The following is a 12246-nucleotide window of genomic DNA, read 5'->3' as shown; positions in this document are numbered from 1 at the left end:
CGCGACGTGGTGACCGCCAATGGCGGGCTTTGCCGTTGTAACTGGCAACCCGCCACACGTGGAAACTCCGCCCATGACCGCGCTTCGCCTGATTGCCATCTTCGTGCTCGCCGTCCTGATGGGCGCATGCGCGTCGTCGGGCGGCATCACCGATGTCCCGCCCGACCAGCCCCAGGCCGCAGTCGGTGACTACCTGATCGGCGTAGACGACATCGTCCAGGTGACCGTGTGGCGCAATCCGGAGTTGGGGATCACCGTCCCCGTGCGCCCCGACGGCCGTATTTCGGTGCCGCTGGTGGGCGACGTGGTCGCGGGCGGGCTGGCACCGGCCGCCGTTGCGGCCGACATCCAGGACAAGCTCTCGGCCTTCGTGCGCGACCCGCAGGTGGCGGTGATCCTCACCGACCTGCGCAGCCACGAATACCTGTCCCGGGTACGCGTCACCGGCGCCGTGCGCCAGCCGGTCTCGATTCCCTTCCGCCAGGGCATGACCGTGCTTGACGCGGTGCTGGCGGCAGGCGGCGTCAACGAGTTCGCCGCGTCCGACCGCGCCGCGTTGTACCGCCGGACCGGCAACGACTCCACCACGACCTATGCCGTGCGCCTGGACCGGATCCTTGATCGCGGCGACCTGGCCACAAACCACCGGGTCGCGCCCGGCGACGTGATCACCATTCCCGAGCGCGCATTCTGATGGCATCCCTCGCCCTGGCCGCACCCCGCCGCCCCGGTGGCCCGCCCGCCACCGTGCCCGATCTGACGCCCAACGAACTGCTTCCGATCCTGCTGCGCGAGGCCCGCGCCCGGATCGTCCCGCTGGTCTCGATCTTCACCGCGATCGCCCTGCTGACGCTGGTCGTGGGGCTGTTCGTGATCCCGCGCAACTACACGTCCTCGGTCACGATCCTGGCCCAGGACAGCGACATCATCCAGCCGCTGCTGGAGGGACGGGCGGTTCCCACCGGCGTGTCCGACCGCGCCGGCATGGCGCGCCAGATCATCTACGGCCGCAAGGTGCTGGGCGAGGCCATGGCCGTGGGCGGCTGGCTCGAGGGCGCCCCCTCCCCGATCGAGCAGGACCGGCTGATGGAGGAGATCCGCAACCGGACCATGATCGAGAGCCCGCGGCCCGAACTGGTGCAGATCAGCTACCGCGATCGCGACCCCGAACGCGCCTTCCGGCTGGCCGAGACCTTCGGCGACATGTTCATGAAGGAAGCCGCCGCGGCCAAGGAGCGCGAAAGCCGCGAGGCCTACGAATTCATCGACAGCCAGGTCCAGGGCTACCATGCCAAGCTGTCGAGCGCCGAGCGCAACCTGCAGGACTACCAGTCGCGCAACGTCGACGCCCAGCCGGGCAGCGCCGCCGACGCCACCACCCGCATCGGCGCGCTGCGCACCCAGCTCGAGCAGACGCGCATGGCGCTGCTCGAGCAGGAGTCGCGCGAAGCGTCGATCGCAGCCCAGCTGTCCGGGGAATCGGCGGTCACGGCGGTGCAGACGCGCGAAAACCTGTATCGCACGCGCCTGATCGAACTCCAGTCCGAACGCGACCGGCTGCTCCTGGCCTACACAGAGCAGCACCCGGACGTGGTGCGCCTGCGCCACCAGATCGACGACATCACCCGCATGCTCACCGACGAGCGCGAACGCCGCGAGGCGCCCGGCACCGCCGGCACCCTCTCTGACGAAGCCCAGGCCAACCCGCTGTACCAGGAGCTGCGCAGCCAGCTCTCGCAGGCGCGCCGGGAGACCGCCGCCACCCGTTCGCGGCTGCAGATCGCGCAGTCGCTGCTTGACGACGAACTCGACCGCAGCCGCCGGATCGCAGCATCGGAGGGCGCGCTGGCCGAGCTGACCCGCGACTACGAGGTCAACCGCGAGATCTACCAGGACCTGCTGCGCCGCCGCGAGAACGCCCGCGTGTCGATGGGCCTCGACCAGGAGAACCGCGGCCTCACGCTGCGCATCCAGGACCCGGCGATCATGCCCCTGCGCCCCTCGGGCCTGCGCTTCATGCACATCGCCGCGGTCGGCCTGCTGATCGCCATCACGCTTCCGCTGGCGCTGGTGTTCGCGGTTGCCCGCTTCGACCCGCGCGTGCGCTCGCAGCACCTCATCGTCAAGCACGCCAGCCTGCCGCTGCTGACCGTCGTGCCGACCTACCCGACGCCCGGCGAGCGCCGCCGCGAGTACCTCTCAGTGGCTTTCGCCATCGCCATGCTCGGCTCGGTGGCGCTGGTCTATGTCCTTACCTATGCATACAGGGTCGTGGCCGCATGAATTCCGCATCGATGATCGAACCCCGGCGCGGCGCGCATGCCCTGGCCGAAGCCATCGGCACCGCCTCGAAAGAGGCCTCGCGCAGCCTGGCGCGGGTACAGCCGCCGCCGTTCTCGCCGCGTGCGCTCGAGGAGCGCCGGCTGATCCACCGCCAGGACTCCGTGCGCGTCCAGGCCGACGCCTTCCGCGACCTGCGCACGCGCCTGCTCAACCTGCGCGGCAACCAGAGCTTCATCACCCTGGTGGCGCCGGTTGCGCACAACTGCGGCGGCAGTTTCGTGGCGCGCAACCTCGCGCTTGCGTTCGCCTTCGACGAAGCCAAGACCGCGCTGCTGGTCGATTGCGACGCCCTGCACCCGAGCCAGCACATCGCGCTGGCCGCGGGCAGCGACAACTGCGGGCTGATGGACTACCTCGGCGGCAGCGTCGATGACCTCGAGGATATCCAGTACTCCACCGGGATCCCGCGCCTGCAGCTGATTCCCAACGGCAGCGTGCGCGAAATCGCCGGCGAGTACTTCACCTCGGCGCGCGCGCGCACCATGATCGACTCGCTGCGTCAGGCCGATCCCAACCGCTACATCATCCTGGACGCGCCGTCGGCGCTGAACTCGCCGGACGCCCGCATCCTCTCCGACCTTGCCGACGTGGTCGTGCTGGTAACCGGCTACGGCAAGGCGACCCTGGAGGCGATCGAGAAGGCCGCCGCCAACTTCGACCCGGCCAAGCTCGCGGGCATCGTCTTCAACGACAACCATTGACCCGCCATCGGGAAGGACCGCCATGGGAACGTCCAGCATCCGGGTTTCGCTGACCGCCGCCGCGGTTGCGGCGGCGGTGTCGCTCGCCGCACCGCCCTCCGCGCGGGCGGCGCGCGTCGACTACGTCGTCGACGCGGGCGTCGAACACGATGACAACGTCCGCGTGTCCGCCGTCGATGCCGACGCCCAGCGGATCCTGCGCGCGGGGCTTGGCTTCCTGGTGACCCAGGAAGGCTCCGCGCTGCAGGCGGTGGTGGCCGGCCGCGCCGACTACCGCGAGTTCGACGGCGGCATCGACGATGGCGTCGAGGGCATGCTTTCGGCCTACCTCAACTGGGTCGCCATTCCCGACCGCCTGAGCTTCACGGTCCAGGACGAACTCGAGCTCCAGGCCGTCGACCGCTTCGCCGCCGACTCGCCCGACAACCGGCAGCAGGTGAACGTGCTTTCGCTGGGACCGAACTTCCTGTTCAACCTCGGACGCACGCTGCAGGGCCGGGTGGAGGCCCGCTACATCGACTCCGACGCGGAGATCACCGACGAGTTCAACTCGAAGCGGGCCAGCGCCGCGCTGCGCGTGACCAAGGCCCTGGACGAACGCGGCAGCCTGGGCTTCAACGCGCAGTGGACCGACATCGACTACGACAGCGACCTCGCCGCGCGCGACCACGAGCGCACCGACGTCTACGCCAGCTACGTGCGCACCCGGGCCAGCGCCGACTACACCATCAATGCCGGCTACTCGCGGCTTGACTACCGGGACGGCGACCGCCGCAACGGCCCGCTGCTGCGCCTCGAGGCCGGCTGGCGTCCAAGCGAACGCAGCCGCCTGTCGCTGATGGTGCTGAACCAGTTTTCCGATGCCGCCGACGCGGCGCTGTTCGACGGTGTTGCCGGCAGGCCCGAAGCCTCGGTGCCGGGGAGCGTGCTGGTCGACTCGCGCACGGTCATTCCCTCGGCGTATCGCGAGCGGCGCCTGGCGCTGGCCTGGGACCAGGCCGGCGATCGCGTTGGCTGGCGCATCGAACCCTACATCCAGCGCCTGCGGTACATGGATGCGCTTGCTCCCGACGAAGAGGCCCGCGGCATCTGGGCCGGAATGGACTACCGCATCAGCCCCACGGTCACCCTCACCGGTTGGGCCGGCGCCGACCGGACCGAATACCGGCCGCTGGGCGCCAGCGACGACACCCGCCGCGGCGGCCTTGCGCTCGAGAAGCGCTGGACGCCGCACTGGAGCACCGCGCTCAGCTATTACCGCTACGAGCGCGACAGCGAGGTGTTCGACAACGAAGTGCGGCAGAACGTCTGGTATCTCTCGGTGTCGTACCGGAACCGGCCGCTGTGAGCACGCTCGCCGCCGTGCGCCACTGGGCGCGGACGTCGCCACACCCCGCCGCCGTCGCCGCCCGACGAGGCCGTGCTGCTGCCCGCGGACTGACGCTGCCGGCGCCGCGGATCCTTGTCCTGCCCTACCTCTGGCTGTTCCTCGGCGTGCGCGGGCTGCTGTTCTTCCTGCGCCGCGTCCTGGTGGCCGAACCGCTGTTCAAGGCCTACTGCAGCCGCGTCGGCCGCGGCGTGACCACCGGCGTCCACGTGCCATGGGTCCAGGGCGCCGGCGACCTGGTGGTGGGCGACCACGTGCGTGTGAGCGGAAAGATTTCGATCAGCTACGCCGCGAGCTTCACCAGCCGGCCGCGCCTGGAAATCGGCGACCATTCCGACATCGCCCACGACACGCGCTTCGTCATCGGGCGCGAAATCCGCCTCGGCCGTCACGTGCAGGTCGCCGGCGGGGTCACCTTTCGCGACTCCGGCGGCCACCCCACCGATCCCGAGCGCCGTCGCCTGGGCAGCGCCCCGGATCCCGGCGACGTCAAGCCGGTGGTGGTCCATGACCACGTCTGGATCGGCTCGGGCGTACTGGTGATGCCGGGCACGGAGATCGGCGAAGGCGCGATCGTCTCCGCGCACGCAGTGGTCTCGGGGAAGGTCGCTCCCTACAGCATTGTCGCCGGCAATCCGGCGCGGCGCATCGGCATGGTCGAACGGAGCGGCGCGGCAACCGCCGCCACGACCGCGGCCGCAGCGCCAGCCTCCGAAGCCGCCACCGCCACCGCCTGATCCAGTCTCAGACCAGCGCTTCGGCGGCGTCGGGATGCCCGAGGAAGTCGCGCGGGCTGGCACTGCGACCGTAGGCGCCGGACTGGAACACCACCACCAGATCGCCCGGCTCGGCGACTCCGAGCTCCATGCGGTCCCCGAGCAGGTCCAGCGGGGTGCACAGGGGGCCGACCACGCTGGCGGTCTCGAAGGCGCCGGTGCGGCCGTTGACCGCGACCGGGTAGTTACGGCGCATGACCTGGCCGAAGTTGCCCGATGCCGCGAGATGGTGGTGCATGCCGCCGTCGACCACGAGGAACACCTGGCCGCGCGAGACCTTGCGATCGACCACGCGCGCCACGTACAGGCCGGCGTCGCCCACCAGGTAGCGGCCCAGCTCGATCACGAGGTGCGCGCCGGGCGCGTCGTCGCAAAGGCGCGCGGCCAGGCCGGCCAGGTTTTCTGCCACCGGTCCGACATCGAGCGCCGACTCGTTGGCGGCATACGGGATTCCGAAGCCACCCCCGAGGTTCAGGCTGCGCAGCGGCGCCGGCAGCAGGCCGGCCCATTCCAGGGCCAGCTCGTAGCTGCGCGACTGCGCCTCGACGATGGCGGCGTGGCGCAGGTTCTGCGAGCCGGCGAACATGTGGAAGCCTTCGAAGGCCAGCCCCGCCGCGGCGATCGCCCGCAGCGCGGTGGGGACCTCTTCGGCATCGATGCCAAACTGCCGCGCACCACCGGTCATCTTCATGCCGGAGGCCTTGAGCTCGAACGGCAGGTTGACGCGCAGCGCCACGCGCGCAGGCGTGCCGGTGGCCGCGGCGGCGCGCGCCAGGATGTCGATTTCGCGGAAGGACTCGATGTTGACCAGCACCCCGGCCGCCTGCGCCTGGCCGAGCTCGGCGGCGGATTTGCCGGGGCCGGCGAAGGACACGTGCACCGGATCGGCGCCGGCATCCAGGGCTACGCGGAGTTCGCCGGCCGATGCGACGTCGATCCCGTCGGCCAGGCGCACCATGTGGCCCACCAGCGCCGGCATCGGGTTGGCTTTCATCGCGTAGTGCACGCGCACCGTGTCGGGCAGGACCTCGCGCAGGCCGTGCATCCTCGCGGCGATGCGCGCGCGGTCATAGAGATAGCACGGCGTGCGGCCGACCTCGGCCACCACCCGCGACAGCGGCCGGCCGCCGATCATCAGTTCACCGGCCGCATCGACCGGCCAGGCAAGCATGCCCGGGCGGGCGCGTTCGTTGTTCAAGTCGTAGGATCCCGTGTTGCCTGCAGGCGGTGGTGGAAATCCACCAGCTGCAGGATGTTGTTCCGCCACTGGTGGCGTTCGGCCACGCGCCGGCGGGCATTGCCGCCGACGCGCGCAAGGTCTTCCGGCGCGCGGCTGCGCGCGATGACGGCGTCGACCGCCGCGTCGAGGTGACCGGCCGGGAACATCCAGCCGGTCGTGCCCTCTTCAAGCACCTCGCGGATCGGCTCGAAGTCCGGCGCCACGGGCGGCACGGCGCAGGCCATGAATTCGAACAGCTTCACCGGTGACGTGTAGTCGCCGGCGCTGGGCAGGATCGCCATGTCCATTGCCGACAGCAGCCCGGGCACTTCGTCGTGCGCGACGCGGCCGGTCAGCACCACCTGCCGCGACAGCCCGCGCTCCTCCACGAAGGCGCGCAGCGCCGGGTACGTCGCGCCATCGCCGACCAGCAGCAGCTTGAGTCCGGGCGCCGAGGCCAGGCGATCGGCGATGCGGTGCACGAAGGCATCGATGGCGTGCCAGGGCACGAACGCCCCGAGGTAGCCGCAGACCACGCTGCCATCGAGCCCCAGGCGTCCGCGCGCCTGCGCGCGCTGCTCCGCAGTGAACGAGAACTTGGCGATGTCGGCCGCGTTCGGCGTGACGATCGCCGGTGCCATGTCCGGATGTACCGCACGCGCGCGGTCGCGGAACACGCTGGACACGAAGACCAGGCCGTCGGCGTCGCGGAAGGCGCGGCGCTCGATCGCCATGGCCAGGCGGCGCAGCGACAGCGGGCGCACGCGCTCGACGATGGCCGAGTCGTTGACTTCCAGGATGATCGGCACGCCGCGCCGCCGCGCCAGCCAGATCGTGGCGTACATGAACAGCGAATAGCGCTCGTAGATGAAGTCGACATCGGGGTTGCGCCGGAGCCAGCCCAGCACGCGCCAGCCGGCGACCAGGTTGTAGGCGAGCTCGGCGAGTTCGAAGACCGGTTCGGGCAGCCCGGTCACCAGCTTCATCCAGGGCCGGGCCTGCCGCGTCGGCGACATCGCGCCGGGCGATGCATAGGGATCCGCACCGGGCAGCGACACCACGTCCACGTCCACGCCTTCGCGGCGCAGCGCATCGGTGATCCCGCGGATATGCACGCCTTCCACCGCCTTGCCCTGGGTGCGATGGTGGTACAGCACCTTGCGCACGCTTGCCGCCACATTGACCGTGTCCATGGCTTCAGGCCTCCTGTGTGGATGGCGCGGGTGGCATCGTCGCCAGCGCCTCGCCGAGGGGAATTCCCAGGGTCCCACGCTGGGCAATTCCGGCGCCGATGCGTTCGGCCGTTGCCCGCACGCCCGATCGACGCACGTCGATCGAATGCAGCATGAGCTCCGTGCTCGCCAGCCTGCGCTTGTAGTCCTGGTCGCCGGCAAGGAAGTCGAAGACCAGCTCGCCGGCGGCCGCGGCCTGCTCGACCACCGCGTACAGGGAGGCGATGCCCGGCCGGTCATGGCGCCGCAGGAGACCGTAGTTCATCCCCGCGTTGTAGTAGTAGACCTTGTCCTGCCAGCCGAGGTTGTAGAGATAGCCGACCAGCGCGTCGCCGGCAGTCACGCGGACCATGCGCGCGAAGCCTTCGTCGCTTGAACGCTCGATCAGCGCACGGTGGAAGCACCGGAAGAAGGGGCTGGCGAAGCAGCCTCCGGCGCCGCGTGACTGCCAGTGCTGCGTGTGGAGCTGCTCGAAGGCGTCGAACCAGTCCAGCGCGACGCGCGTGTCCGCCGCCGCTTCGGCGCGCAGCGGCCCCAGCGAGTCGTAGGCACGCAGGGTCTGTCGCAGCGAGCCGCGCGCCTTGCGGCCCAGGACTTCGAGATAGCCACCCGGCGCTTCACGCACCGCCCGGAGGTCGACCTGGTAGCAGGGCCGCGAGCGCACGCTCGTCGCCTGCATGTCCTGCGGCAGGGCCGCGGCGATGGCCTCGCCCTGCTCCGACGTCGAGACGCGCAGCCGGCGCCAGTCACGCGGCAGCAGGTCGAGCGCATCGAACAGCGCACGCCAGGCGGCCGGCAGGCACCCGGGCCGGGCGAGCAGGCCTGCGTATTCGATCGTGATCTCGTCGATTTCCGCATCCCCGGTCTCCTGGAGATGCCATGAGCGCCGGCCCAGCCAGCGCGCACGGCCCTGCTCCGGGGCGTCCACAAGCAACGCCAGCGCGGCCACGCCACCGCCTGCATCGCGTGCGCGGAACACCATCGGCCGGATTCCTGCGGGCAGGTGCTCCAGCCAGGTGGACACCCAGCGCCAGCTTGCGAACGGCGAGCAGGCGACCGCGTCCTGCAGCGCGACCCAGTCCACCGCGAGGTCCGGGCACCGGTCCAGCGGCAGCAGTTCGCCACGCAGGCTGGAGTCCTGGCTCCAGGACTCCGACATCGTTGCCTCGTGGATGGCTTCATTCATCGGCATCGTTCAGCCGTCCTGGTCGATATAGGTCAGATGGGGCGGCGGTGGATCCGCAGCCAGCCCGGGATCGATCCAGCGCACGACCACCTGTTGCTCTCCGCGGGGTCGGAAGCCGCACGCGCGCCATGGCGCCGCTGCGCCGGCACTCCGCTCCATGCCGGCCAGAGGACAAAGGCCTGCCCGCCTCAGGGCGGCGTTGGCGCCCTGGCTCGCGTTGGGTATTCCGTAGACGAGATCGAAGTGCTGTTCGGCGGCTGCAAGGACGGACTCGAGCAGCATCAGCGCCGGCCCCAGCGACCGGTGGCGCGGATGGATCGCGAGATGCGACAGCACGCCGGCCAGAAGTTCGCGCCCACCGGCGCGCATCCTGCGCGGGGCCAGGGCAAGCAGGCCGACGATGCCATCGTCCACGTGCTCGACGAAACGGAACACGGGCCGTCCGAAGGGCGAATGCAGGCACATGGCGTCGTAACGCGCGCCCAGCAGGGCATCATCATCGCCAAGACTGCCTCGCCAAGCGGCGATCGCGGCCCCGCGGGGGTCGCCGACCCCATGCTGGCCGTCGCAGATCCTGTAGGCGGGAACCACGGCCGTCGACTCCAGGTTCAAGCCGCCACCTCCTCCAGCGCCCGCGGCTCGCGCAGGACCAGCGGGCGCTCGTGCAGGTAGCGCGTGGTGCGCCGCTTGTTCTCTATATCCGCATAGACCGCGGCTGCCTCTAGGGCGCCGATGCCCAGGGCGCGCCCGAGCTCTTCCGCGGGGCGGTCGTGTTCAAGCGCCCAGAGCGCCAGGTCCATCTCGCGGTAGGGCAGTGCGAAATAGAACTCGTCCTGGCCCTGCGCAAGGCTGTAGGTGTCGGTGGTCGGGACGGCCGCGCAGACGCGTTCGGGCAGCCCGAGGTGTCGCGCCATGGCATAGACCTGGGTCTTGTAAAGGTGTGCGATCGGCTTGATGTCGGCCGAGCCGTCGCCATTCTTGACGAAGAAACCCTGGTCGTATTCCAGACGGTTCGGCGTGCCCACCACCGCGTAGTTGAGGCGGTCGGCGTGGTAGTACTCGATGGTCTTGCGGATGCGCTGCTTGTAGTTGGTGGCCGCGACGATCTGCAGGTATTCCGAGAGCCCAAGCACGCAGTCGTGCCGGCTGCCGGCGGGATCTTCCGCGACCAGGCGGAACACGTTGATCCGCCCCTGCGTGCCGCCGTCGATGACGATCTTGAAGCGCCAGCCCTCGCCGTAGCCCGGCAGCGCGCGTCGCACCGCGGCGTCGCGCTCGCGATAGCAGCCGATGGCTTCCAGTGCCGGCGCGATGTCGACGGTCTCGACGCGGATCCCCAGGTGTGAGGCCAGCACCCCGGCGCGCCCCGCGCTGTCGTCCGAGGAGTCGCGCTCGGGAAGGATCAGCCCGACCACCCGCTCCGGCCCCAGTGCGCGCACCGCCAGCGCCGCACAGCACGAGGAGTCGATGCCCCCGGATATCGCGACCACCAGGCCACGCCGATGCAGGCGTCTGGCCGTGCTTTCGCGCAGCCACGCAGCAATCCGGTCGGCCTCTGCCTCCAGGTCGATGTCCAGGACGCCATAGTCCAGTTCGCTCACGGTGTCGCCTCCAGGTTTTCCGGCCGGGCCAGGCTGGCGCGCCTGACCTTGCCGGATGCGGTGCGCGGCAGCGCCGACACGAAGTCGACGCGGCGCGGGATCTTGTAAGGGGCCAGCCGGCCGCGGCAGTGGGCGCGGATGGCGTTCTCGCACAGGTCCGGGTCGCGCCTGACCACCCAGGCACTGACGACCTGGCCGAGGACGTCGTCCGGAACGCCCACCACCGCGACTTCGGCGATGCCGGGGTGTTCGAGCAATGCTTCCTCGACGTCCAGCGGATGCACGCGATGCGCGCCGGTCTTGATCATGTCGCTGCGGCGACCGGCCAGGAACAGATAGCCCTCGGCATCCATGCGGCCGATGTCGCCGGTGCGCAGCCATCCCTCGCGCAGCACCAGCGCGCTCGCGGCCGGGTCGCGCCAGTAGCCGCGCATGATCCCGGGACCGGCCGCCCAGACTTCCCCTTCGACCCCTGCAGGCAACACGTTGCCGGCCTCGTCGCGAACCTGCAGGCGCACGTCGCGGATCGGGCGTCCGGCCGAACCGGGCTTGTCGTCCAGGCGCGCCGGTGGCACCGAGGCCAGGCGCGCGGTGGCCTCGGTCTGGCCGTACATGATATGCAGGCGCACGCCGGGCAGGCGTTGGCGCAGGCCCCGGGCCAGGGCCACCGTCATCGCCCCGCCGGCCTGGGTCAGGTAGCGCAGCCGCGGCAGCGCGCAGCCTTCCAGCGCGCCGCGCTCCAGCAGCAGGGCGAAGGTCGAGGGCACGCCCGAGAAGCCGGTGGCGCCTTCCCTCTCCAGCGTGCCGACCACCAGGTGCGGGAACACCAGGTTGGGCTCAAGCACCACGTGCGCGCCGGCGGCAAGATGCGTGTGCAGCACCGAGGCGCCGTACGAGTAATAGAACGGGAGGACGCTCACCGTGCAGTCGTCCGCGACCAGGCCGAGGTCCGCGACCACGGCGCCGACGTTGGCCGCGACGTTGGCGTGGGAAAGGGTCACGCCCTTGGGCGCACCGGTGGTACCCGAGGTGTACATGATCACTGCGAGATCGCTGCCGACGCCGGGCCCTGCCGGCGGCTCCGCCGGCGAAGGCGCCGCCGCTTCGGGCCAGCCCGCGTCGCTGCGCGGCCCCAGCAGCATCCGGCGATCCGGGGCCACCGTGACCTCGAACGCCGCCTCCGCTTCCGCATCGCCCGATACCGCCAGCACCAGCGCCGGCTCGCAGTGCGCAAGCCATGCCGCCAGCTCGCGCCTGCTGGCCTGTGCGTTGAGCGGCACCACCACGGCGCCGGCAAGCCAGGCGCCATAGCAGGCCACCACGGCCTCGTAGCGGTTGGGCAGCACCAGCGCTACGCGATCCCCGGGAACGACGCCGCGGGCCCGCAGCACCCCGGCGAAGCGCAGCGCCGATGCCGCCAGCGCGGCATAGTCCGCCCGGCACTCACCGTCGCCGATCGCGGCTGCCGACGGCCTGCGTGCCGACGTGGCCAGCAGGCGGTCGGCAAGCGTGGTCACTGCACGCCGCCCGCCGTCTTGCGGCCGAGGAAGATGCTGATGCTGTCGATGCTGTCGAAATTGGCCGGCACCATTTCCTCCGGGCTCACCCGGATGTCATAGGCCGACTCGAGGAACTCGATCAACTCCAGGATCCCCGTGGAGTCGACGATGCCGCCCCGGATCAGCGAGGTGTCGTCGGCAACGGCACCGCTGTCGTCGGTGAACAGGAAATTGCTCAGGATGAACGGCTTGATGGTCGCCTTGTAATCCATTGCGTCTCGCGCGCCTCTGCTGGGTGACGG

Annotated in this window: 12 protein-coding genes; 5 read left to right on the top strand and 7 right to left on the bottom strand. The window is 70.5% G+C overall.

All coding sequences use genetic code 11. The annotated features are described in order from the left end of the window. Positions 1 to 73 precede the first annotated feature (73 nt). Genes WCD84_RS06920 through WCD84_RS06900 form a run of 5 tightly spaced genes read left to right on the top strand, consistent with a single transcriptional unit; the run spans position 74 to position 5168 of the window. Positions 74 to 694 carry an XrtA/PEP-CTERM system exopolysaccharide export protein gene (locus WCD84_RS06920; RefSeq protein WP_343254845.1) on the top strand — a complete coding sequence of 207 codons (621 nt, stop codon included), beginning with the start codon at positions 74 to 76 and terminating at the stop codon, positions 692 to 694. Continuing rightward, on the top strand, positions 694 to 2283 hold the full coding sequence (locus WCD84_RS06915) for an XrtA system polysaccharide chain length determinant (protein ID WP_343280870.1): 1590 nt from the start codon (positions 694 to 696) through the stop codon (positions 2281 to 2283). The genes WCD84_RS06920 and WCD84_RS06915 overlap by 1 nt, the downstream gene beginning before the upstream one ends. Further along, positions 2280 to 3044: a polysaccharide biosynthesis protein gene (locus WCD84_RS06910; protein ID WP_343280869.1), complete on the top strand. Its 765-nt coding sequence runs from the start codon at positions 2280 to 2282 to the stop codon at positions 3042 to 3044. The genes WCD84_RS06915 and WCD84_RS06910 overlap by 4 nt, the downstream gene beginning before the upstream one ends. 22 nt (positions 3045 to 3066) lie before the next feature. Next, positions 3067 to 4392, top strand: a complete 1326-nt coding sequence (locus WCD84_RS06905; RefSeq protein WP_343280868.1) for a hypothetical protein — start codon at positions 3067 to 3069, stop codon at positions 4390 to 4392. Then, complete coding sequence (locus WCD84_RS06900) at positions 4389 to 5168, top strand: acyltransferase (protein WP_343280867.1); 780 nt, start codon at positions 4389 to 4391, stop codon at positions 5166 to 5168. Before WCD84_RS06905 ends, WCD84_RS06900 begins: the two co-directional genes overlap by 4 nt. Before the next feature lie 7 nt (positions 5169 to 5175). Here WCD84_RS06900 and WCD84_RS06895 read toward each other — a convergent pair whose 3' ends face one another. From WCD84_RS06895 to WCD84_RS06865, 7 genes are read right to left on the bottom strand one after another with little or no spacing between them, the layout of a single operon-like run. Further along, the gene (locus tag WCD84_RS06895; protein ID WP_343254850.1) at positions 5176 to 6405 is read right to left on the bottom strand and encodes a pyridoxal-dependent decarboxylase, exosortase A system-associated; all 1230 of its coding nucleotides are present in this window, start codon (positions 6403 to 6405) and stop codon (positions 5176 to 5178) included. After that, entirely contained in the window at positions 6402 to 7619 is a 1218-nt protein-coding gene (locus WCD84_RS06890; protein ID WP_343254852.1) for a glycosyltransferase family 4 protein, read from the bottom strand. The genes WCD84_RS06895 and WCD84_RS06890 overlap by 4 nt, the downstream gene beginning before the upstream one ends. 4 nt (positions 7620 to 7623) lie before the next feature. Further along, positions 7624 to 8844 (bottom strand): GNAT family N-acetyltransferase, encoded by a 1221-nt coding sequence (locus WCD84_RS06885; protein ID WP_343280866.1) that lies wholly within the window; start codon positions 8842 to 8844, stop codon positions 7624 to 7626. Between the two features lie 9 nt (positions 8845 to 8853). Beyond that, complete coding sequence (locus tag WCD84_RS06880; protein ID WP_343280865.1) at positions 8854 to 9456, bottom strand: hypothetical protein; 603 nt, start codon at positions 9454 to 9456, stop codon at positions 8854 to 8856. Further along, a complete protein-coding gene (nadE, locus tag WCD84_RS06875; protein ID WP_343278000.1) occupies positions 9453 to 10445 on the bottom strand; it encodes an NAD(+) synthase in 993 nt (330 codons plus the stop codon). The genes WCD84_RS06880 and nadE overlap by 4 nt, the downstream gene beginning before the upstream one ends. Beyond that, positions 10442 to 11962 carry a class I adenylate-forming enzyme family protein gene (locus WCD84_RS06870; protein ID WP_343280864.1) on the bottom strand — a complete coding sequence of 507 codons (1521 nt, stop codon included), beginning with the start codon at positions 11960 to 11962 and terminating at the stop codon, positions 10442 to 10444. The genes nadE and WCD84_RS06870 overlap by 4 nt, the downstream gene beginning before the upstream one ends. Then, a complete protein-coding gene (locus WCD84_RS06865) occupies positions 11959 to 12216 on the bottom strand; it encodes an acyl carrier protein (protein WP_343254857.1) in 258 nt (85 codons plus the stop codon). The genes WCD84_RS06870 and WCD84_RS06865 overlap by 4 nt, the downstream gene beginning before the upstream one ends. Positions 12217 to 12246 lie beyond the last annotated feature (30 nt).

The organism is Luteimonas changyuni, from assembly GCF_039548395.1.
Taxonomy (GTDB): Bacteria; Pseudomonadota; Gammaproteobacteria; order Xanthomonadales; family Xanthomonadaceae; genus Luteimonas.
The sequence above is the reverse complement of the archived record's forward strand: the minus strand, read 5'-3'. Positions and strand labels throughout refer to the sequence as shown.